The organism is Streptomyces sp. NPDC045955 (assembly GCF_056430805.1).
In genome coordinates this window covers 397,490-418,545 of record NZ_JBWKKY010000006.1, presented here as the reverse complement: position 1 = coordinate 418,545, position 21,056 = coordinate 397,490, and the positions used below count along the sequence as shown (strand labels likewise).

General features: G+C 72.5%; 23 protein-coding genes. 10 read left to right on the top strand and 13 right to left on the bottom strand.

The window, feature by feature from the left end; all coding sequences use genetic code 11:
- Positions 1-177 precede the first annotated feature (177 nt).
- From AC07F0_RS15690 to AC07F0_RS15680, 3 genes are all read left to right on the top strand, one after another.
- On the top strand, positions 178-1,179 hold the full coding sequence (locus tag AC07F0_RS15690) for a DEDDh family exonuclease (protein ID WP_478979029.1): 1,002 nt from the start codon (positions 178-180) through the stop codon (positions 1,177-1,179).
- Positions 1,180-1,258: 79 nt separating this feature from the next.
- Positions 1,259-1,492, top strand: coding sequence for a hypothetical protein (locus AC07F0_RS15685; RefSeq protein ID WP_082319948.1), 234 nt, complete (start codon positions 1,259-1,261; stop codon positions 1,490-1,492).
- 49 nt (positions 1,493-1,541) lie between these two features.
- Positions 1,542-2,339, top strand: a complete 798-nt coding sequence (locus tag AC07F0_RS15680) for an SURF1 family cytochrome oxidase biogenesis protein (protein ID WP_467369837.1) — start codon at positions 1,542-1,544, stop codon at positions 2,337-2,339.
- Between the two features lie 129 nt (positions 2,340-2,468).
- On the opposite strand, the gene AC07F0_RS15675 is transcribed toward AC07F0_RS15680, so the two are convergent.
- A complete protein-coding gene (locus AC07F0_RS15675; RefSeq protein ID WP_478979026.1) occupies positions 2,469-4,607 on the bottom strand; it encodes a carbon starvation CstA family protein in 2,139 nt (712 codons plus the stop codon).
- A gap of 44 nt (positions 4,608-4,651) precedes the next feature.
- The gene (locus AC07F0_RS15670; protein WP_086852193.1) at positions 4,652-4,864 is read right to left on the bottom strand and encodes a DUF3311 domain-containing protein; all 213 of its coding nucleotides are present in this window, start codon (positions 4,862-4,864) and stop codon (positions 4,652-4,654) included.
- Positions 4,865-5,032: 168 nt separating this feature from the next.
- Here AC07F0_RS15670 and AC07F0_RS15665 point away from each other — a divergent pair, with 168 nt between their 5' ends.
- The 5 genes from AC07F0_RS15665 to AC07F0_RS15645 are packed head-to-tail and all read left to right on the top strand — an operon-like array spanning position 5,033 to position 10,090.
- Positions 5,033-6,580 (top strand): sodium:solute symporter family protein, encoded by a 1,548-nt coding sequence (locus tag AC07F0_RS15665; protein WP_478979023.1) that lies wholly within the window; start codon positions 5,033-5,035, stop codon positions 6,578-6,580.
- A complete protein-coding gene (locus AC07F0_RS15660) occupies positions 6,577-7,173 on the top strand; it encodes a sigma-70 family RNA polymerase sigma factor (protein WP_478979021.1) in 597 nt (198 codons plus the stop codon). The genes AC07F0_RS15665 and AC07F0_RS15660 overlap by 4 nt, the downstream gene beginning before the upstream one ends.
- Entirely contained in the window at positions 7,170-7,502 is a 333-nt protein-coding gene (locus tag AC07F0_RS15655) for a hypothetical protein (protein WP_478979018.1), read from the top strand. Before AC07F0_RS15660 ends, AC07F0_RS15655 begins: the two co-directional genes overlap by 4 nt.
- A 33-nt stretch (positions 7,503-7,535) precedes the next feature.
- The gene (locus AC07F0_RS15650; protein WP_478979015.1) at positions 7,536-9,329 is read left to right on the top strand and encodes a glycoside hydrolase family 15 protein; all 1,794 of its coding nucleotides are present in this window, start codon (positions 7,536-7,538) and stop codon (positions 9,327-9,329) included.
- A 5-nt stretch (positions 9,330-9,334) separates the two neighbouring features.
- The gene (locus AC07F0_RS15645; RefSeq protein WP_478979012.1) at positions 9,335-10,090 is read left to right on the top strand and encodes an SDR family oxidoreductase; all 756 of its coding nucleotides are present in this window, start codon (positions 9,335-9,337) and stop codon (positions 10,088-10,090) included.
- A gap of 21 nt (positions 10,091-10,111) precedes the next feature.
- Here the strand turns inward: AC07F0_RS15645 and amaP are convergent, their stop codons facing one another.
- Genes amaP through AC07F0_RS15620 form a run of 5 tightly spaced genes read right to left on the bottom strand, consistent with a single transcriptional unit; the run spans position 10,112 to position 12,473 of the window.
- The gene (amaP, locus tag AC07F0_RS15640; RefSeq protein WP_478979009.1) at positions 10,112-10,690 is read right to left on the bottom strand and encodes an alkaline shock response membrane anchor protein AmaP; all 579 of its coding nucleotides are present in this window, start codon (positions 10,688-10,690) and stop codon (positions 10,112-10,114) included.
- Between the two features lie 5 nt (positions 10,691-10,695).
- A complete protein-coding gene (locus tag AC07F0_RS15635) occupies positions 10,696-11,391 on the bottom strand; it encodes a DUF6286 domain-containing protein (protein WP_478979006.1) in 696 nt (231 codons plus the stop codon).
- On the bottom strand, positions 11,388-11,771 hold the full coding sequence (locus tag AC07F0_RS15630) for an Asp23/Gls24 family envelope stress response protein (RefSeq protein WP_478979003.1): 384 nt from the start codon (positions 11,769-11,771) through the stop codon (positions 11,388-11,390). Before AC07F0_RS15630 ends, AC07F0_RS15635 begins: the two co-directional genes overlap by 4 nt.
- Positions 11,768-11,950, bottom strand: coding sequence for a hypothetical protein (locus AC07F0_RS15625; RefSeq protein ID WP_478979000.1), 183 nt, complete (start codon positions 11,948-11,950; stop codon positions 11,768-11,770). The genes AC07F0_RS15630 and AC07F0_RS15625 overlap by 4 nt, the downstream gene beginning before the upstream one ends.
- A gap of 49 nt (positions 11,951-11,999) precedes the next feature.
- Positions 12,000-12,473: an Asp23/Gls24 family envelope stress response protein gene (locus AC07F0_RS15620; RefSeq protein ID WP_478978997.1), complete on the bottom strand. Its 474-nt coding sequence runs from the start codon at positions 12,471-12,473 to the stop codon at positions 12,000-12,002.
- Between the two features lie 87 nt (positions 12,474-12,560).
- Here AC07F0_RS15620 and AC07F0_RS15615 point away from each other — a divergent pair, with 87 nt between their 5' ends.
- Positions 12,561-13,280 (top strand): nucleopolyhedrovirus P10 family protein, encoded by a 720-nt coding sequence (locus AC07F0_RS15615; RefSeq protein WP_478978995.1) that lies wholly within the window; start codon positions 12,561-12,563, stop codon positions 13,278-13,280.
- 61 nt (positions 13,281-13,341) lie between these two features.
- Here the strand turns inward: AC07F0_RS15615 and AC07F0_RS15610 are convergent, their stop codons facing one another.
- From AC07F0_RS15610 to AC07F0_RS15600, 3 genes are all read right to left on the bottom strand, one after another.
- On the bottom strand, positions 13,342-14,145 hold the full coding sequence (locus tag AC07F0_RS15610; RefSeq protein ID WP_478978992.1) for an enoyl-CoA hydratase/isomerase family protein: 804 nt from the start codon (positions 14,143-14,145) through the stop codon (positions 13,342-13,344).
- 106 nt (positions 14,146-14,251) lie between these two features.
- Entirely contained in the window at positions 14,252-14,470 is a 219-nt protein-coding gene (locus AC07F0_RS15605; RefSeq protein ID WP_010037790.1) for a helix-turn-helix domain-containing protein, read from the bottom strand.
- Positions 14,471-14,805: 335 nt separating this feature from the next.
- Positions 14,806-16,404 carry an ABC-F family ATP-binding cassette domain-containing protein gene (locus AC07F0_RS15600; RefSeq protein ID WP_399410459.1) on the bottom strand — a complete coding sequence of 533 codons (1,599 nt, stop codon included), beginning with the start codon at positions 16,402-16,404 and terminating at the stop codon, positions 14,806-14,808.
- Between the two features lie 247 nt (positions 16,405-16,651).
- Here AC07F0_RS15600 and AC07F0_RS15595 point away from each other — a divergent pair, with 247 nt between their 5' ends.
- Positions 16,652-17,065 carry a VOC family protein gene (locus AC07F0_RS15595; RefSeq protein WP_436726747.1) on the top strand — a complete coding sequence of 138 codons (414 nt, stop codon included), beginning with the start codon at positions 16,652-16,654 and terminating at the stop codon, positions 17,063-17,065.
- A 10-nt stretch (positions 17,066-17,075) separates the two neighbouring features.
- Here the strand turns inward: AC07F0_RS15595 and AC07F0_RS15590 are convergent, their stop codons facing one another.
- The 3 genes from AC07F0_RS15590 to AC07F0_RS15580 all read right to left on the bottom strand — a co-directional run bounded on the left by AC07F0_RS15590 (position 17,076) and on the right by AC07F0_RS15580 (position 20,855).
- On the bottom strand, positions 17,076-18,476 hold the full coding sequence (locus AC07F0_RS15590) for a hypothetical protein (protein ID WP_436726748.1): 1,401 nt from the start codon (positions 18,474-18,476) through the stop codon (positions 17,076-17,078).
- A 244-nt stretch (positions 18,477-18,720) separates the two neighbouring features.
- Entirely contained in the window at positions 18,721-19,848 is a 1,128-nt protein-coding gene (locus tag AC07F0_RS15585; RefSeq protein ID WP_478978989.1) for an alpha/beta hydrolase, read from the bottom strand.
- 296 nt (positions 19,849-20,144) lie between these two features.
- Complete coding sequence (locus AC07F0_RS15580; RefSeq protein WP_478978986.1) at positions 20,145-20,855, bottom strand: class II aldolase/adducin family protein; 711 nt, start codon at positions 20,853-20,855, stop codon at positions 20,145-20,147.
- Between the last annotated feature and the right edge of the window lie 201 nt (positions 20,856-21,056).

The following is a 21,056-nucleotide window of genomic DNA, read 5'->3' as shown; positions in this document are numbered from 1 at the left end:
CGCTTGCTTCTTGGCGATCTCCGCCAAACCGAGCGGAACGACTGTCCCTGAGCCTCGGTCAGACGTACGCCTCACGAACGGACAGACCAGACAAGGTGCCTGAAGGGGTATCGGAAGAGCGGAGCGCGCGCACCTGGCGGACGGCGGTGTCAGTCGCGGCCCGTATCCTCAGTGACCATGCTGGAAGACCTGACGACCGCAGCGTTCTCTCCCACGGCGTGGCCGGCCGCGTACCCCAAGGGGTACGCGGTCGTTGACGTGGAGACCACGGGCCTCGCCCGGGACGACCGCATCATCTCGGCGGCCGTCTACCGGCTGGACGCGCGCGGTGAGGTCGAGGACCACTGGTACACGACGGTCAACCCGGAGCGCGACCCCGGCCCCGTGTGGATCCACGGACTGACGAGCGAGGCGCTCGAGGGCGCGCCCCTCTTCCAGGACATCGCCGAGGAGTTCACGGCCCGGCTCGAGGGGCGGGTGCTCGTCGCGCACAACGCCGTCTTCGACTGGCAGATGATCGCCCGGGAGTACGCGCGCGCGAAGTGCGAGGCGCCGGTGCGGCAGCGGCTGTGCACCATCGCGCTCTCCAAGGAGCTGGGGCTTCCCTTGCCCAACCACAAGCTGGAGTCGCTCGCCGCGCACTTCGGCGTCGTCCAGCGGCGGGCGCACCACGCGCTGGACGACGCGCGCGTGCTGGCGGAGGCGTTCCGCCCCAGCCTCAGGGCCGCGGCGGCGAGCGGCGTACGGCTGCCGCTGCACGAGTGCCGGCCGCTGACGGAGTGGTCGGACCGCCCCGTCACGCCCCGCATCGGGCAGCAGGCCGGCCCGCGCGGCTACGGCGGCTACCGCCAGAGCAGTTGGCGCCCCGCCCGGAAGCGCCCCGCCTGCCCCTACCCCAACCCGGGGCGCTACGAGGCGGGCGGGCGGCTCAAGCAGGGCATGCGGGTCGCCTTCTCCGGCGACACCTCGACCGAGCGGGAGCTGCTGGAGGACCGGGCGACCGAGGCCGGGCTGCATGTGGCCACCAGCCTGTCCCGGCTGACCAGCCTGCTCGTCACGAACGACCCGGATTCGGGCACGTCCAAGGTGGTCAAGGCCCGGCAGTTCGGCACGCCGATCGTGGACGAGGCGGCGTTCGGGCAACTCCTCGCGGATGTGGAGCCGGCGGCGGAGGCGTGACCGTACGGACGGGTGATTGGCGGGCGACTCGCCCGGCGGCCGCTCGCCCCGGCCAGCGTGACGGCTCACCCTGTGGCGCATGGCGACTTGTGAGGTATGTGGCAATCAGTACGGAATGACCTTCGAGGTGCATGCGCAGGGGGCGGTGCACGTCTTCGACTGCTTCGCCTGCGCGATCCACCGCATGGCCCCCATCTGCGAGCACTGCAGGGTACAGATCATCGGCCAGGGCGTCGAGGTCGAGGGCCACTGGTTCTGCGGAGCCCACTGCGCCCGCGCGGAGGGAAAGGTGGGAATTGTCGACAAGGTCTGAACCCGTACCCGCCTGAGAACACCCCACGACCGAGTTGTACGGTCGTGGGGTGTACCGCTTCCTGATGTCCCGGCAGTGGGTGATCCTGACGCTCATCGCCCTGCTTCTCATCCCCACGATGATCAGGCTGGGCATCTGGCAGATGCATCGCTACGAGGAGCGCACCGCCCGGAACCAGCTGGTCACCGACGCGCTTGCGGCCGAACCGGTGCCCGTGGAGAAGCTCACCGCGCCCGGGCACACCGTCACCAGCACCGAGCGGTACCGGACCGTGACCGCGAAGGGCCGCTTCGACACGGAGGACGAGGTCGTCGTCCGTCGCCGCACCAACTCCGACGACGAGGTCGGTTACCACGTCCTGACCCCGTTCGTCCTCGACGACGGCAAGGTTCTGCTGGTCAACCGGGGCTGGATCCCCTCGGACGGCCCGAGCCAGACCACGTTCCCGAAGGTCCCCGCACCGCCGGGCGGCGAGGTGACCGTCAAGGGGCGGCTGATGCCGAGTGAGACGACCGCGGCGAGCGGGATCAAGGACCTCAAGGGCCTGCCGGACCGGCAGATCATGCTGATCAACAGCGAGCAGGAGGCCCGGCGCCTGGACGCGCAGGTGCTCGGCGGCTACATCGCGCAGACGGCTCCCGAGCCGAAGGGCGACACCCCCGAGCTGCTCGGCGACCCCGGCAAGGAGGACGCGGCGCTGAACTACGCGTACGCCATCCAGTGGTGGCTGTTCTCCGCCGCCGTCCCGGTCGGCTGGGTGGTCCTGGCCCGCCGCGAGGCCCGCGACCGGGCGCAGGCGGCGGCCCGGGAAGCCGACGCGAGTGAGACGGAGCCGGCGGCGGTGTGACCTCCGCCGGCCCTCCCCGGCCGCGTCAGCAGCAGCGCCCCTGCCGGCACTCCTCCCGGTGCGACCGGTTCAGCACCTGAGTCAGTTCCCGCACGTACCAGCGCACCGCCCGTGCCCAGCGCACCGCCCTCACGTCCGGGCCCCCGCCAGCGGCTCGTCCGGCACGTCGAGGCGGGACTCGACGTACGGCGCCTCGGTGACCGGAGCCGAGCCCGGGGCCCGTATCGCCCGCACGCAGACCACCGCGGCGTTGCCGATCACGACGGCCACCAGCAGCAGGAACAGGGCGATCAGCACACCGTCGACCGTGGAGTTGGTGACCACGGTGTGCATGTCGTCGAGGTTCTTGGCGGGCGGCAGGACCTGACCGGCGTCGAGGGCGTCGGCGTACCGCGCGCGCTGGGCGAAGAAGCCGATCTTCGGGTCGGCGGAGAAGATCTTCTGCCAGCCCGCGGTGAAGGTGATGGCCACGACCCAGGCGAGCGGGACGCCCGTGACCCACGCCCAGCGCAGCCGGCCGGACTTGATCAGGATCGTGGTGCAGACGGCGAGGGCGATCGCGGCGAGGAGCTGGTTCGCGATGCCGAAGAGCGGGAAGAGCTGGTTGATCCCGCCGAGCGGGTCGGTGGCGCCGGAGTGGAGGAAGTAGCCCCAGGCCGCCACGACGAGGGCGCTGCACACCCAGATGCCCGGCTTCCAGTTGACCCGGCCGGCCTGCTTCCACACGTTGCCGAGCATGTCCTGGAGCATGAAGCGGCCGACGCGGGTGCCCGCGTCCACCGTGGTCAGGATGAACAGCGCCTCGAACATGATGGCGAAGTGGTACCAGAAGGCCTTCATCCCGGCACCGCCGAAGACCCCGGAGAAGATCTCCGACATGCCGACGGCCAGGGTCGGGGCCCCTCCGGAGCGAGCGATCAGCGTCTGCTCCTCCACGGCCTTGGCTGCCTGGGTGAGCTGGTCGGGGGTGATGGTGAAGCCGAGGCCGGCGACGGCGTGGGAGGCCGACTCGGCGGTCGTGCCGAGGAGGGCCGCCGGGGCGTTCATGGCGTAGTAGAGGCCCGGTTCCAGGGTCGCCGCGGCGATCAGCGCCATGATCGCGACGAACGACTCCATCAGCATGGCGCCGTAGCCGATCATCCGGACCTGGGACTCCTTCCGGATCAGCTTCGGTGTGGTCCCGGAGGAGACCAGCGCGTGGAAGCCGGACAGCGCTCCGCAGGCGATGGTGATGAAGAGGAACGGGAACAGCGCCCCGGCGAAGACGGGCCCGGCACCCGACGAGGCGAAGTCGCTCACCGCGTCCGTGCGCAGGACCGGCGCCGCGACGACCACGCCGACCGCGAGCAGGGCGATAGTGCCGATCTTCATGAAGGTGGAGAGGTAGTCGCGCGGGGCGAGCAGCATCCACACCGGCAGGACGGAGGCGACGAAGCCGTAACCGACGAGGCAGAACACCAGGGTCGTGGGACTGAGCGTGAAGGCGGAGGCCAGCGAGGACTCCTGGATCCAGCTGCCGCCGACGATGGCGAGCAGCAGCAGGACCACGCCGATCAGGCTGGTCTCGACGACCCGGCCCGGACGGATGACGTGCAGCCAGAAGCCCATGAACAGGGCGATGGGGATGGTCATCGCGACGGAGAAGGTGCCCCAGGGGCTGTGGGCGAGGGCGTTGACGACGACCAGCGCCAGCACCCCCAGCAGGATGATCATGATGGCGAACACGGCGATCAGGGCGGCGGCCCCGCCGGCCCGGCCGATCTCGTCGCGGGCCATCTGCCCGAGCGAGGTGCCGTCCCGTCGCATCGACAGGAACAGCACGACCATGTCCTGCACCGCGCCCGCGAAGATCACCCCCGCGACGATCCACAGGGTGCCCGGCAGGTAGCCCATCTGGGCCGCGAGCACCGGCCCCACCAGCGGCCCGGCGCCGGCGATGGCGGCGAAGTGGTGCCCGAGCAGCACCCGGCGGTCGGTGGGGTGGTAGTCGACGCCGTCCTCGAGGCGTTCGGCGGGGGTGGCCCGGCGGTCGTCCGGCTGCAGGACACGGCGGGCGATGAACCGGGAGTAGAAGCGGTAGGCGATGGCGTACGACCCGAGCGCGGCGATCACCAGCCAGACCGCGGAGATCCGCTCGCCACGCGCCAGGGCGAGCACGCCCCAGGCGACCGCGCCGAGGAGGGAGACGGCCGTCCAGAGCAGAATCGGCCGAGTTCTGGACTTTTCCGGCACTTCTGGTCCGGATTCGGGCAGGGCTGATGCGGGCATGGCGGCTCCTCACCTCGACGGGTGTGCACAACAGGGAGTGCGGATCAGCGGTGCCGATCCGTCAGCGCGTACGCGGCGAGCAGGCACAGGCCGCAGCCCGGCACCCAGGCGAGCTGGTACCAGTAGAAGAACGGCGTCCCCGCGAGGCGCGGACCGGCACCGGCGTACAGCGGGACCCACAGCAACCCGGCCGCGGGTGCGAGCAGCAGCAGGGCGACGGCGACGCGCCGTAGCCGGGGGTGCCCGGTGCGTGCCATGGCCTGTGCTCCTCTCCCGCTCGCTGTCAGTCTGTGCAAGAGTTGCGCACTCGCCGGAAGTGGTTGACAGGGCGTTCGAGAAAGATTTCCCGCCGGTTTCCTGTCCTCCGGACGGGCCGTCCGCGCAACTCTCGCGCGAGGGCACAGGCACACCAAGGACGGTGACCCATGGCTGACGACGCCATGACCGCGACGTTCCTCGCCGTGATCGGCGGGGCGTCACTGCTCGCCGTCACCGCGCGGCGGCTGCGCCCGGTCGACCGGCTGCCCTCCCTGGAGGGGTGGGCCCTGGCCGACCGCTCCCTCGGCCCCGGCTGGACCTGGCTGCTGCTGGGCGGCACGATCTTCACCGCGTACACCTTCACCGCCGTACCCGGACTGGCCTACGGCAACGGCGCGCCCGCCTTCTTCGCCGTGCCGTACACGGTGATCGTCTGCCCGCTCGCCTTCGTGCTGCTGAGCCGGCTGTGGAGCGTGGCCCGGCGGCACGGCTACATCACCGCCGCCGACTTCGTGCGCGGCCGGTACGGGTCGCCGCCGCTGGCCCTGGTGGTGGCGCTGACCGGGATCCTCGCCACGATGCCGTACCTGGCGCTGCAACTGCTGGGCATCAGGGCGGTCCTGACGGCCGGGGGCGTGTACCCGCGGGGCGCTGCCGGGGACCTGGTGCTGGTCGGGCTGTTCGCGGGGCTCGCGGTGGCGACGTACCGGCACGGGCTGCGGGCGCCGACCGTCATCTCCGCGCTGAAGGCGGTGGCGGTGTTCGTCTCGCTCACCGCGGTGACCTGGCTGGTCCTCGCACGGCTGGGCGGACCGGGGCCCGTCTTCGAGGGCGCGGCGCAGCGGCTGGGCGGCCCGGCGCTGCTGCTGTCCCCCGCGCAGCAGCCGGCCTACGCCTCGCTCGCCCTCGGCTCAGCCCTCGCCCTGCTGATGTACCCGCACGTGCTCACCGCCGGTTTCGCCGCCGACGGACCGCGCACCCTGCGCAAGGTCTCGGTGGCGCTGCCCGCCTGGACCGGGCTGCTCGCGCTGTTCGGGTTCCTCGGCATCGCCGCCCTCGCGGCGGGGGTGCGGGCGCCGCGCGGCGGAGCCGAGGCGGCCGTGCCGATGCTGGTGGACCGGCTGATGCCGGCGCCGCTGGCCGGCCTGGTGTTCGCCGCGATCACCGTGGGGGCGCTCGTCCCGGCGGCGGTGATGTCGATCGCCGCGGCCACCGGCTTCGTCCGGAACGTGTACGTCGAGTACGTCCATCCGACGGCCACGCCGAAGCGGCAGGTGCGGATCGCCAAGGCGGTGTCGCTCACCGCGAAGGTGGGGGCCGTGGCGTTCGTGTTCGGGCTGCGCGACCAGGACGCCGTCAACCTCCAGCTGCTCGGCGGCGTGTGGATCCTGCAGATCTTCCCGGCCGTCGCCGTCGGGCTGTTCACCGGGTGGCCGCACCCGCGGGCGCTGCTCGCCGGGTGGGCCGTGGGCATGGCGTCGGGGACGTACCTGGTGGTGCGCGAGGGGTTCTCCCCGATCGTGCCGCTCGGCACGGGCGCCCGGCCGCTGGAGATCTACGCCGGGCTCGCCGCCCTGCTGCTCAACCTGACCGTCGTGGTGGCCGGCACCGCGTTGCTGACCCGCCTCGGCGTCCCGCGCCCCGCCGACACGACCGACCTGCCGTCCCGCCTGACCGTCCGGCGACGCCCGGAGACCGGAGCGAACAACCCGTGAGACGCAGACAGAACCCCACACTGCCACCAGCAACGGCACCGGCACCGGCACCGGCACCGGCACCGGCCGAGCCTCTCGCTCCCCCGGCCGGCGACTCCGCCGACCCGGAGCGCGAGGCCGACGTCGCCCACCTCTTCGAGCTGCACTACTCCTCGATGCTGCGCCTCGCCGTCCTGCTCGGCGCCGACGACCCGGAGAACGTCGTGGCCGAGGCGTACTACCAGATCTACCGCAAGTGGCGGCGGCTGCGGGACGCGGCCGCGGCGGAGGCGTATCTGCGCTCCACCGTCTGCAATCTGACGCGGATGCGGATCCGGCACCTCCAAGTCGCCCGCAGACACGAGGAGAACGCGCCGGACGACACGGTCGCCTCCGCCGAGCACGCCGCGCTGCTGCGGGACGACCAGCGCGTGCTGATCGACGCGCTCCAGCAGCTGCCGCCCCGGCAGCGCGAGGCGCTGGTGCTGCGGCACTGGCTCGGTCTCAAGGAGAGTGAGATAGCCGCCGCGATGGGCATATCCGGCGGTTCGGTCAAGACGCACACGGCGCGCGGCATCGCCGCCCTGACCCAGGCGATGGAGGCCCGGCGATGACGCATCGAGACGCGACTCCGTCGCATGACACCAGCCCGGACCGAGCCGGTCACGACCGCACCGAGGAGGAACTGCGCGAGGCGCTCCGGGTGCTGGCGGGCGGGGTGCTTCCCGACCCCGACGCGTACCGCACGGCGCGCGGTGAGTGGCTGCGGCGCGAGCGCCGGCGGCGGCTCGTGCTCGCCGTGCTGATCGCCGTCGTCTTCACGCTGGCCACCCTGATCGGCCTGTGGGTGCTCAATCAGGCCCCGTCGGACCCGGGGGTGATTTTCTCGGGCACGCCCGCTCCCGTCGCCGACGGCACGTCACTCCCCCGGCCCTCGCCCTGATTGCAGCGCCGACTTGCCGGGAACCCGCACTCCGTGGACCCGAGCATCGAGGACTACGCACTCATCGGCGATGAACAGACCGCCGCACTGGTCGGCACGGACGGATCCGTGGACTGGCTGTGCCTGCCCCGCTTCGACTCGGCCGCCTGCTTCGCCAAGCTGCTCGGTGACGAGGACAACGGCTACTGGCGCATCGCCCCCATGGGGGCCGGCCGGTGCACCCGGCGCGCCTACCGCCGCGACACCCTCGTCCTGGACACCGAGTGGGAGACCGGGCACGGGACGGTCCGCGTCACCGACCTGATGCCGCAGCGCGACCAGGCCCCCGACCTCGTACGCGTCGTCGAGGGCCTGGACGGCGAGGTGACGCTGCACAGCGTCCTCAAGCTGCGCTTCGACTACGGCTCGATCATCCCCTGGGTGCGCCGGGCCGACGGCCACCGCGTCGCCGTCGCCGGCCCTGACTCGGCCTGGCTGCGCAGCGAGCCTGAGGTGCGCAGCTGGGGCGAGGACTTCGGAACCCACGCGGAGTTCACGGTCCGCAAGGGCGAGAAGGTCGCGTTCGTCCTCACCTGGCACCCCTCCCACGAGGAGCGCCCGGCGCTCGTCGATCCGTACGAGTCGCTGCGGCACAGCGTCGAGGACTGGCGGGCGTGGGTGGCGCGCTGCCGCTACGACGGACCGTACCGGGACGCCGTCGTCCGCTCCCTGATCACCCTCAAGGCACTCACCTACGCCCCGACCGGCGGCATCGTCGCCGCCGCGACCACCTCACTGCCCGAGGAGCCGGGCGGGGTGCGCAACTGGGACTACCGCTACTGCTGGCTGCGCGACTCCACCCTCACCCTGGGCGCGCTGCTGGCCGCGGGCTACCAGGAGGAGGCGGAGGCCTGGCGGAACTGGCTGCTGCGCGCGGTCGCGGGCGACCCGGCGGACCTCCAGATCATGTACGGCGTGGCGGGCGAGCGGCGGCTGCCCGAGTTCGAGCTGCCGTGGCTGTCCGGCTTCGCCGGGTCCGCCCCCGTACGCGTCGGGAACGACGCCGTGAACCAGCTCCAGCTGGACGTCTACGGCGAGGTCATGGACTCCCTGTCGCTGGCCCGTGAGTCGGGCCTGTCCGCCCAGCCGGACGTGTGGGCGTTGCAGACGGCTCTGATGGACTTCCTGCGCGTCCACTGGCGGCAGCCGGACGAGGGGCTGTGGGAGGTGCGCGGCGGCCGGCGTCAGTTCGTGCACTCGAAGGTGATGGTGTGGGTCGCCGCCGACCGTGCCGTACGCACCCTGGAGCGCCATCCGGAGCTGGACGGCGACCTGGACGGCTGGCGCGCGCTGCGCGAGGAGGTGCACCGCGAGGTGTGCGAGAAGGGCTACGACCCCGGACGCAACACCTTCACGCAGTCGTACGGCTCGCGCGAACTGGACGCCGCGCTGCTGCTCATCCCGCGCGTCGGTTTCCTGCCGCCCGACGATCCACGGGTGATCGGCACCATCGACGCGGTCCGCGAGGAGCTGGACCACGGCGGCTTCCTGCGCCGCTACAGCACCGACGACACGGACGACTCGGTCATCGACGGACTGCCCGGCTCCGAAGGTGCCTTCCTGGTGTGCTCGTTCTGGCTCGCGGACGCCCTGCACATGACGGGCCGTACGAAGGAGGCCCGGGAGCTGTTCGAGCGGCTGGCGGGACTCGCCAACGACGTCGGCCTGCTGTCCGAGGAGTTCGACCCGGTGACCGGCCGGCAGCTCGGCAACGTCCCGCAGGCGTTCAGCCATATCGGCCTGGTGAACACCGCCCTCGCCCTGTTCGGGGCGGAGGGGGCAGGATAGGGACCATGGATCTTGGACTGAAGGACCGGGTGTACGTCGTCACCGGGGCCACCCGGGGCCTCGGCAACGCCACCGCGCGGGAGCTCGTCGCGGACGGGGCGAAGGTGGTCGTCTCGGGGCGGGACGAGAAGAGCGTCGCCGACGCGGCGGCCGTGCTGGGCCCGAACGCGGTCGGGGTGGCCGTCGACAACGCCGACCCCGACGCGCCGGCCCTGCTGATCAGGGCCGCGCGGGAGCACTTCGGCCGCTTCAACGGTGTCCTCGTCAGCGTGGGCGGGCCGCCGGCCGGGTTCGTCTCCGACAACACCGACGAGCAGTGGCAGGCCGCGTTCGAGTCGGTGTTCCTGGGTGCGGTGCGGCTGGCGCGCGCCGCGTCGGCCGAGTTGGAGGCAGGGGGTGTCATCGGGTTCGTGCTGTCCGGGTCGGTGTACGAGCCGATTCCGGGGCTGACGATCTCGAACGGGCTGCGGCCGGGGCTGGCCGGGTTCGCCAAGTCGCTGTCCGACGAACTGGGGCCGCGGGGGATCCGCGTGGTCGGTGTGCTGCCCGGACGCATCGACACGGACCGCGTGCGCGAGCTGGACGCGTTGTCGGCGGATCCCGAGGCGACCAGGGCGGCGTCGGAGTCGCGTATTCCGTTGCGGCGGTACGGGGCGCCCGAGGAGTTCGGGCGGGTGGCGGCGTTCCTGCTGTCTCCGGCGGCTTCCTATCTGACCGGGGTCATGGTGCCGGTGGACGGTGGGGCCCGGCACGGCTTCTGAGCGCTGCTTCCTCCGGGACAGTCAGCTCACCCTCCCCGCACCGTGCTTGACCCCCCGCAGGCGTACCTCCGCCGGCAGTGACGTGAGGCCCGCCGATGTTCTGGCGTGGGTCAGGGCTCCGGTCGTCAGGTCGTGCAGGGCCGTGCCCGGGTCCACGTTCGGTTCCAGGGCGAGCCGTACGCGGGCCTCGGGGGCGCTGCGGCGGCCCCTCAGATGGGCGTGGGCCCGGTCGACGCCGTCGATCCGGGCCGCCTCCTCGGTGAGGGCGTTCTCCAGGGCCCGGCCGCGCAACAGGGCGCCGTCGCCGTCGCCGGTGTCCACCAGGATCTCGGCGAGTCTGCGCCGGCGCAGTACCGCGACCAGCCACCACAGGGCGAGCAGCATCAGTACGGCGAGGACGGCGATGACGACCGGCCACCACCAGCCGTCGTCCCGCCAGCGGGTGCGTTCGGCGTTGCTCAGCAGCACGTCGTGGCGGCTGTGGTGGATCCACCAGGAGGGTGCCGGAGCGCCGAGGCCGACGGCCAGCACGGAGCCGCCCAGCACCAGCAGGACGAGGCCGACGAGCCCCAGGAACACACGGTTGACGACCCTGAGCATCGCGGTCACTCCTTCCGGCCGGGCCGTCGGACGCGCACCGACAGCGCGGGCGGCCGGGAGAGTCCCAGTCCGCGGATCGCGTCGGTGAGCACGGCGTCCAGGTCGGTTCGTACGTCGTCCAGTTCACGGAAATGGGACACGGCGCGGGCCTTCGCCCGCCTGCGGCGCACCCGCACCTGTGCCGACTGCACGCCGGCCACCTCCATGGCCCGGTCGCGCAACGCGGTCGCGGCGGCGTCCCGGTCCAGTCCGGCGCGTACGTCGGGGTGCGTCCGCCGCATCGGGAGCACGTGCCGCAGGCCGGGCGTGGCGGCCAGGGCCAGCAGCCAGAGCCCGAGGGCGGCGGCGACCCCGGCCCCGACGAGCACCCAGGTGTCGTCGAGGGGCCGTTCGGCGAGCCCTCGGGCCAGTTCCCGGCGCCAGCTCATGACGGGCCGGTCGGCGCGCACGGAGGCGATGTCGTAGAGGAACAGTCCGGCAAGTCCCAGGAGCAGCAGAGCGACGATGCCCGCCGGGATGCGGCGTGCCGACCAGAAACGTCCTTCGCGGCCGCCCTCGCTCTCGGACACGGGCGGCGTTCCGTCCCCGCTCGCCTGTGCGGACCGGTCGGGTCCGGTGCCGGTGTCCGGCTTCTGGAGGACGGGCAGCCGCTGTGTGGTGTTTTCGGGCTCGGGCGGCTCGGTGCCCCGGGGTTCGCTCATCGCGTCCTCCCCTGTACCGCGCCGGGCCCGGCGGTCAGATGCAGCCGCTCCACCTGGACGACGACCTCCAGCACCTGCATTCCCACCAGGGCGCCTACCCGTTCGACGACTCGGTGACGCACCTGGCGGCAGCGCGCGCCGACGTCGCAGGGGTAGTCGAGTTCGACGTGGACCCGGACATGCGCGACCTCGTGGCGGACGACGACGGTGGCGGACGGACGGTCGGCGTCGCGTGGCAGCGTTCCGACGGCCTCGAGGGCCGCCTGCGAAGCGATCTTCGCGACGACCCGGTCGGCGATCCGGGTGGCGCCCCGCTCGCCCGGCGGGACGACGGTCAGGGGTCTGTCGAGCTCACCGGCCCCCACGCTCACGGCCGTCACCGCCGCCGTTCACGGGGACGGAAGAAGTCGCCGAAATCCATGTCCCCCTCCAGGAACCGGCCGACGACGTAGCCGACGGCGCCCAGCGCCGCCACCAGCAGGAAGGCGCCGAATCCGCCGAAATACCCGGCGAATGCCAGTGCCATGCCGGCGATCATGCCGACGACGGCCATGCTCATGCTGCGCTCCTCAGCTCCTCATTGGCTGCGATGTCCGGTGGCCGGCGGCTCACTGGATCCGGCGCTCCGGTTCCTCTTCCTCCTCGTCCGGCAGCTTCACGTCGCTCACCGCGATGTTGACCTCGACGACCTCGAGGCCCGTCATCCGCTCGACGGCGGTGATGACGTTCTCCCGTACGTCCCGGGCCACATCGGCGATCGACACGCCGTAGACGACCACGATCTCCAGGTCGAGGGCTGCCTGCACCTCGCCGACCTCGACCTTCACACCGCGTGACACCGACTTGGCGCCGCCGGGCACGCGGTCGCGCACTGCTCCGAACGTGCGGGACAGGCCACTTCCCATGGCGTGCACGCCGTCCACATCGCGTGCGGCGAGCCCGGCGATCTTCTCCACGACGCCGTCCGCGATGGTCGTCCGCCCCCGGGATCCGGGGTCCCCCCCGCCGCGCTTGGTCAGCGGACTCCTGCGCACCGCCGACGTCTCGGTCTCCCCGCCCCGGTTCTCGGTCATGTCAGTCATCGCCGTATGTCCTTTTCGGTTGTCGTCCTTCGACCACCGTAAGCATGGTTGCGTGGATACGCGCCTTTGATGCGGCAGGCTGGAGGAATGACAGCCGACCGGTGGACGCAGGCAGTGAGACATCAGCTGGGCCTCGGCAGGCTGCTGCCGCTGGGTGATGCGCGGGACGGCGCGTGGATCGCCGAGCGGGCGGCAGAGGCGGTGCTGCGGCGCGCGGCGGGGGACGCTCCGGGCGTGCGCCTCGACACGCTCCGTGTCGGGCTCGCCGATCCGGCCGAGACCGGGAGTCCGGCCGTGCCGGCCCCGCCGAGCGGTCTGCCGCCCGGGCCGCTGCGGGTGACGGCGGAGTTCGCGGCCACGGCCTCGCAGCCGCTGCCGACGACGGCGTCCCTGCTGCGGGCGACGCTGGCGACGGCCGCGACGCAGCGGCTCGGTCTGACGGTGACGGAGGTGGATCTGCGCGTGACGGGCCTGCTGGACGAGGAGACGGAACGGCCCGGGCCCGCCGCGCCGCTCCCCGAGCCACCGCACGCCGCCGAGGCCGGGGGCGACGACGAGGGCCGCGTCGCCGCCGCCGCGCTCAAGGTCCCGGGCGTGCTCCGGCTGACCGGCGCGCTGGGCCACCCCGTGCACATCGAGCAACTCCCGGGCGACGACGCCGCCCTGCCGCACCGCCACATCCGGCTGGAACTCGCGGTGCGGGAGGACCACCGTGCGCGCGACGTGGCACGCCAGGTCCGCACCGCGGTGCGGACGACACTGCAGGACCACCCGACGGTGGCGGTCCTGGTGAGCGGGATCGGCTGAGCGACCGGCACCCGGCGGCCGCTCCCCGGGGGACGCCCGTGATCCGGCGAATCCGGCCGGTTCAGTCCCCGATGCCCGCCAGGTCCCGCAGGCGGCGTGCCTGGGACTGGCGTTCCGCGGTGCGCTGGTCGTCATAGGTGCGGTCCTGGGCGCCGCGCAGCAGTGCCTTGGTCTCGACGACCGCGTCGCGGGGCGCGGCGAGCACGGCCGACACGAGGTCGCTGACCGTGTCGTCGAGTTGGTCGGCGCGCACGGCCACGTTGGCCAGCCCGGTGTTCACGGCCTCGTCGGCCGTGACGAAGCGCCCGGTCACGCAGATCTCCAGCGCGCGGGCGTATCCGACGAGTCCCACCAGCGGGTGCGTGCCCGTCAGGTCGGGCACGAGTCCGAGGCTGGTCTCGCGCATGGCGAACTGCACGTCGTCGGCGACGACGCGCAGATCGCAGGCGAGGGCGAGCTGGAAGCCCGCCCCGATGGCATGCCCCTGGACGGCGGCGACGGAGACGATGTCGCTGCGCCGCCACCAGGTGAACGCCTCCTGGTACTCGGCGATGGTCGCGTCCAGCTCGGCGTCACTGCCACGTGCGAGGTCGATGAACGACGGTTCCCCGTCGAAGCCCTCGGGCGTGAACGCCTGCCGGTCGAGCCCGGCCGAGAAGGACTTGCCCTCGGCCCGCAGCACCACGACGCGGACGGAGCCCGGCAGTTGCCGGCCGGCCTCGGTCAGCGCCCGCCACAGAGCGGGGCTCTGCGCGTTGCGCTTGGCCGGGTTGGTCAGCGTCACCGTGGCGATCGCGTCGTCGACGGTGAGCCGTACGCCGTCCTTGTCGAGTACGGGAACGAGGTCCTTGTCGGGCGAAGCCATGGACGCCTCCGAGGTGTGCGGTCAGCTAAGTGACTGCACAGTAACCACCCGGTCGATCAGCCGACCGACCGGGTGGCCACCATCGGAGCCGAGGGGCCACCCGGGGTCAGGCCGTGGCCTTTTTGCCCCGCGTCGCCCCGCCACGCCCTCGCAGCGTGACGCCCGACTCACTGAGCATGCGGTGCACGAAGCCATACGAGCGGCCGGTCTCCTCGGCCAACGCCCGGATGCTCGCACCGGCGTCGTACTTCTTCTTCAGGTCTGCCGCGAGCTTGTCGCGCGCGGCGCCGGTCACCCGGCTGCCCTTCTTCAGAGTCTCGGCCACCCGTGCCTCCTCATGGGAAGTGCGCTCTGGTCTCCTCATGATCACCCCTCCGGGCCCCGATGGCCACCCATTCGGCAAGGTCCGTGAGACAAGGTTGTGACGACGGGAGCGCGTCCCCACAAGCGGAATGCCGAATTCCGAAGAGTGATGTCCGTACACCCGAACGGATTCCCACGGGAAAGACCAGGTCAGAAAGGCGTCGCGGCCGAACCCGGAAGAATCGGGGAGTCGGCCGCGAAATCGATGTAGGACACACCTCGGTACGAGGAGATCTCACACAGATGATGGATCACCGCTAGGCCGAATGATCCATACGCCGTTGATCACGCATTCGATCAAGCGAGGGCGACGAGGTCCGCGTAGTCGGCACCCCACAGGTCCTCGACGCCGTCCGGCAGCAGGATGATCCGCTCCGGCTGGAGCGCCTCGACGGCGCCCTCGTCGTGCGTGACGAGGACGACCGCGCCCTTGTACGTGCGCAGCGCGCCGAGGATCTCCTCGCGGCTGGCCGGGTCGAGGTTGTTGGTCGGCTCGTCGAGGAGCAGCACGTTGGCCGAGGACACCACGAGCGTGGCGAGGGCGAGGCGGGTCTTCTCGCCGCCGGAGAGGACGCCCGCCGGCTTGTCGACGTCGTCGCCGGAGAACAGGAACGAGCCGAGCGTCTTGCGGACCTCCACCAGGTCCAGGTCGGGGGCGGCCGAGCGCATGTTCTCCAGAACCGTGCGCTCCGGGTCGAGGGTCTCGTGCTCCTGCGCGTAGTAGCCGAGCTTCAGGCCGTGGCCGGGGACCACCGCGCCCGTGTCGGGCTGCTCCACGCCGCCCAGCAGCCGCAGCAGGGTGGTCTTGCCGGCGCCGTTGAGGCCGAGGATGACGACGCGGCTGCCCTTGTCGATGGCCAGGTCGACGTCGGTGAAGATCTCCAGCGAGCCGTACGACTTCGACAGGCCCTCGGCCATCAGCGGGGTCTTGCCGCAGGGCGCGGGCTCGGGGAAGCGCAGCTTGGCGACCTTGTCGGACTTCCGCTCGGCCTCCAGGCCGGCCAGCAGCTTGTCCGCCCGGCGGGCCATGTTCTGCGCGGCGACGGTCTTGGTGGCCTTGGCCCGCATCTTGTCGGCCTGCGAATGCAGCGCGGAGGCCTTCTTCTCGGCGTTCTGCCGCTCGCGCTTGCGGCGCTTCTCGTCGGCCTCGCGCTGCTGCTGGTAGAGCTTCCAGCCCATGTTGTAGACGTCGATCTGGGCGCGGTTGGCGTCCAGGTAGAACACCTTGTTGACGACCGTCTCCACCAGGTCGACGTCGTGGGAGATCACGATGAAGCCGCCGCGGTAGGTCTTGAGGTAGTCGCGTAGCCAGATGATCGAGTCGGCGTCGAGGTGGTTGGTCGGCTCGTCGAGGAGCAGCGTGTCCGCGTCGGAGAACAGGATCCGCGCCAGCTCGATACGGCGGCGCTGACCGCCGGAGAGCGTGTGCAGCGGCTGGCCGAGCACCCGGTCGGGCAGGTTGAGCGCGGCGGCGATGGTGGCGGCCTCGGCCTCGGCGGCGTACCCGCCCTTGGTGAGGAACTCCGTCTCCTGCCGCTCGTACTGCTTGAGCGCCTTCTCACGGGTGGCGCCCTGGCCGTTGGCGATGCGCTGCTCGTTGTCGCGCATCTTGCGGATCAGTACGTCCAGGCCGCGTGCGGAGAGGATGCGGTCGCGGGCGAGGATGTCGAGGTCGCCGGTACGGGGGTCCTGCGGGAGATAGCCGACCTCTCCGGAGCGGGTGATGGTGCCGCCGGCGGGCACGCCCTCCCCCGCCAGGCACTTGGTGAGGGTGGTCTTCCCCGCGCCGTTGCGGCCGACCAGGCCGATGCGGTCGCCCTTGGCGACACGGAAGGTGGCGTTTTCGATGAGGACGCGGGCACCGGCGCGCAGCTCGATACCGGAGGCGGAGATCACGGACAGACTCCAGGGCGGATACGGGGGCGGGATGGGCGGCTGAGGACGTTCCCGCCGTCTAATGCGCGAGGAGAAAGGCCATGGGGGACAGTCTAACGGGGCGGTGCAACCACTTTTTCTGCGTGCGGGTGTTCGGTTCGTCTCGCCGGGCCCGTCTCGCCGGGTCGTTGTCAGTGGCGGGTGCCAGACTGGGCAGCAGAACCGGATCATCGGATTTCCGGCGACCGAGCACAAGGGAGTGATCGGTATGGCAGGCACGTCCGGCGGGCGTCCGAGCATCTACCCCACGCTGCTGTACGCCGACGCGAAGGCGGCCGTCCGGCAGCTCACGGAGGCCTTCGGCTTCACGGAGCTGTCGGTGTTCGAGGGCGAGGACGGCGCGGTGATGCACGCCGAGCTGGTGCAGGGCAACGGCGCGGTGATGATCGGCAGCAAGGGCACCGGCAGCGTCTTCGACAAGGCGATGAAGGACGCGGGCACGACCGGGGTGTACGTCGTCGTGGACGACGTGGACGCGCACCACCGCCGCGCCGTGGACCACGGCGCGGAGATCCTGATGCCCCCGACGGACCAGGACTACGGCTCGCGGGACTACATGGCCCGGGACATCGAGGGCAACGTGTGGAGTTTCGGGACGTACGCGCCGGAGATATCGGGCTGACGGCCCGCCCCTAGCTGCCGCCGGTGTGCACCTGGAAGGCGGCCCGGCGTACGGCCTTGGCCAGGGCCGGGTCGGGGTGCGCCGCGGCGAGGGCGACCAGGACCTGCACGGTCCGCGGGTGCCCCACGGCGCGCACTTCGTCCAGCAGCATCGGGACGGTCGGCTGCACGGCGGACTCCAGGTGGCGCACGAGCAGCGGCGCCTCACCGTGGTCGGCGACGGCGGCCGCGGTGTCCACCCACAGCCAGGTCGCCTCCTCCCGGGTGAGGACCTCGTGGGCGTCCTCGGGGTCGGTCCCGTCGTGCTCGGCCAGCCACAGCAGCGCGTACGGCCTGAGCGTCGGCTCGTCCAGCACGGCGCGGACGTCCGGCTCGGCGGGGGCGCCGACCACGCGCAGTGCCTCGAAGGCGAGGCCGCGCAGCAGGGCGTCCTCGCCGCGGGCTGCGGCCAGGAGCTCGGTGACGGCGCTGCCGACGGTGCGGGCGGCGAGCCAGGCCCGGTACTCGGCGCGGGCGGCGTTCGGGCGCAGCTGGGCGCAGCCGCGGAGCATGTCCTCGGCGGCCTGCTCGATGTTCCCGGCGGGGCTCTGCGCGGCGACGCAGATCTGCTCCAGCTTGACCCAGACGGCCCAGCTGCCGAGCGGGGTGAGCGTGGCCTGGCCGTCGCCGTAGGTGAGGGCGCCGACGGAGGCGAGGGCGCGCAGGGCCCAGTCGAGGAGCGGGGCGAGGGGCGCGTCGGTGGGCGCCGGTTCGGCCGGCGGCTCGGGCTGCGGGCCGTAGGGGATCTCGCAGCGTGCGGTGCGCAATTCGGTGACGCGCTGCTCGAGGAGGTCGAGGAGCTGCTCCACGGGGACGGGGCCGGCGGACAGCTGGAGGAACGAGAGCACCTGCGGCATGGCCGAGACGACCTCGGCGACGGCGGCGGGCTCGTGGTCCTCGGGTTGCGGACAGGCGAGCGACCAGGCGTCGAAGAGGGCGACCCAGCCCCGCAGGACGGCACTGTCGTCGCGGTCCCAGGCGCGCAGCCGCCAGCCGGGGCGGGCACTGTCGCCGTGCACCTCGACGAGACCGGCGAGCCGGGCGGTGTCCCAGTCGGCTCTGACCTGATCCGGGGTCAGGCCCAGCTCGTGGGCGGCCCGTTCGGCGGTCGCGGCGGAGAGGGTGGCCTTGCCGTCGGCGGTGGCGCTGCCCCGGCCGGGGCCGAGCTCGGTGTCGGCCCAGCGGGCGACGCGGGCCGCGTCGGCCAGACCTGAGCGTGCCATTCTGGCCAGCTCCGCCGGTGCCGGGGTGCCCTCCGGGGGGCGCGGTGCGGGGCGGCGCGAGCGCCGCTGGTTCATCGCTCTGGGGGCGGCGGCCAGGGGTCGCGGGCGGACGAGTCGAAGCCTGGAGTCGCGCGGGATACGGGACGTCACGAGGGCAGTCTTCCGGTTGACGGTCCGAAAACCCAAACGGAATGTCACGGCGGGCGACGGGGATGGCCAACGCACGGGGCCCCGTGAATGGTCGAGGGCCGCAAACAGGCCAGTGGTACGACGCTAAACGGAATCTTCCCGACCGGTCTGCGGGGAGCGGAACCGGGTGGTTGCGACGGGGCGAAGGGGACGTGAACGGCCGGTGTGGAGGCCGGTGCACGAGGCCGGTGTGCGGGGCCAGGGGTCATATGAGAGGTGTCAGGAAGCGTCGCAGGGCTTCCTCGTAGCCCTGCGGGTCGGCGTTCCACATCGCCGAGTGGGGCGCGTTGCCGACGGTGCGGAAGGCGACCATGTCGGGGCGGGCGTCGGCGAGCCGGCGGGAGAGCTGCCAGGGGGCCACCGTGTCGTCCGGTCCGTGGAAGACGAGTGCCGGGACCCGGAGCCCGGCGGCGGGGGACGCGTCCGGGACGCGGTCGCCGTACAGACCGGTGCGGCCCTGTGCGGCGCGGACCGCCAGGGGCAGCAGCGCGCCCGGGGTGTGGCGGGCCGCGGCGAGGGCGCGCAGGGTGGTCTCCCAGCTGAGCACCGGGGAGTCCAGGACGAGCCCGCAGACGCGGTCGCGCAGCCCCGAGTGCGCGGCGGCGCGCAGGGCCATGGTGGCGCCGGTGGACCAGCCGTGCAGGACGACCTGGCGGGCGCCGTGGCGCACGGCGTAGCGGATCGCCGCGTCGAGGTCGCGCCACTCGGTCTCGCCGAGGTGGTTCAGGCCGTCGGGCGGGCGGGGTGCGCCCAGGTCGCCGCGGTAGGCGAGGGCGAGCACGGGCACGTGGTTGCGGTGCAGGAACCCCATGACGTTCATGGCGAGTTCCCGGGTGGTGCCGAGGCCGTGGACGGCGATCACCCAGGTGTCCCGGGCGCCGGGCACGAACCAGGCGGGCAGGGGACCGAGTTCGCCGGGGATGTCGACGTCGGCGTGTTCGATGCCGAGGGCGGCGCTCGGGTTGCCGACGTGGACGTTGGGGGTGAGCCAGGCCTTGTCGCCGGGTTTCAGGGTGCCGTGCGTGACGCTCTCCAGGCGGCGTACGACGGTGTCGGCGGTGTCCGAGGCGCCGGTCAGGACGGGCCCGACGACCGCGTGGGAACCGTCGCCGGACAGGCCGTAGCGGCCGGGCCGCAGGGCGGCCAGGTCCCGGGTGAGGCTGATCTGCCCCTCGGCGGTGCCGTGCACGGTGAGCCGGGGTTCGGTGGGCAGGGGCCTGCCGGGAGGCGCCTTGAGCGCGGCGTCACTGGCGAACCGTCCGGCGGCCACGGCGGCCGCGCCGGCTCCGATCACGGCGGTGACGGCAGCGGCCGTCGCTCTGGCAGTGCGCACGGCTCCAGTGTCCCGGCGGACCCGGCGACGGACCAGTGGGCGGCAGCGGCGGGGTGATGGGCCCCGGGGGGGCAGCGCGCGGCCCAGACGGGCAGCCCCTCCCCAGGAGAGCCGCGCGGGTTGGCGGCGTCGGCGGCGCACCGGTGGCATCCCCGGCCGGTGCGCCGAGGCAGCCGGGGCGGGACGGGGCGGGACGGGGCGTCCGGGCAGACCCGTCGGCCCGGGGGCGGCAGGCCGGATCCGTCGGCCCGGGGCGTCCGGGCAAGCCCGGCGGGACGGGGCGTCCGGGCCGAGTGTCAGCCGCGTTGCCCGTAGCCCCGCAGTTGTTCCTGGACCTCCGCCAGCTGCTCCCCCGACAGCAGGCTCGGGGACAGGCCCGGGACCGATGCGGCGGTCAGCCACAGGCGGCACATCCATTCCAGCTGGGCCGTGCGGTCGTAGGCCTGGCCCAGGGACGCGCCGTGAGTGACGGTGCCGTGGTTCTGGAGGAGGCAGCCGGAGCGGTCGGCGAGGGCGCGGAGCATGTTCTCGGCCAGCTCGGCGGTGCCGTACGTGGCGTACGGGGCGACCCGGACGGGCCCGCCGAGCGCGGCGGCCATGTAGTGGATCAGTGGCAGCTCGCTCACGAGCGTCGATACGGCCGTCGCGTGCACGGCGTGGGTGTGGACGACGGCACGGGCGCCGGTCGTGCGGTAGACCGCGAGGTGCATGGGCAGCTCGCTGGTCGGGACGAGCGTGCCGAGGACCTGCCGGCCGTCGAGGTCGACGCCCGTCACGTCGTCCGGCTCCAGCCGGTCGTAGGGGACGCCCGAGGGCGTGACCAGGACCGTGTCCCCGACGCGCACCGAGACGTTCCCGGACGTGCCGACGACGAGTCCGTCGGAGACGGTCCGGCGGGCGGTCGTGACGAGTTCCTCCCAGGCGCGCGCCTCCTCAGGGCGCACGCTCCTGCGCCGCGACTCCCCCACGTCTCGTGTGTCCCGCCCGTCGCCTCGCTGCTCAGCCATGCGGCGATCCTGCCAGGCGGGCCCCCAACGCGCCGTCGGGCGGGTCCACTTCAGGCCGGAAGCCGTGTATACGAAAAGGTGCATACCACCCCGCCCCCGGCCGGGACGCGAAAGCCTCGACCACGGACACCCCCGCGCCCCCCTCAGTTCATCTTCCGTTCACTCGGATTACCTACGTTCGACGAGCCAATGACCTCGAAC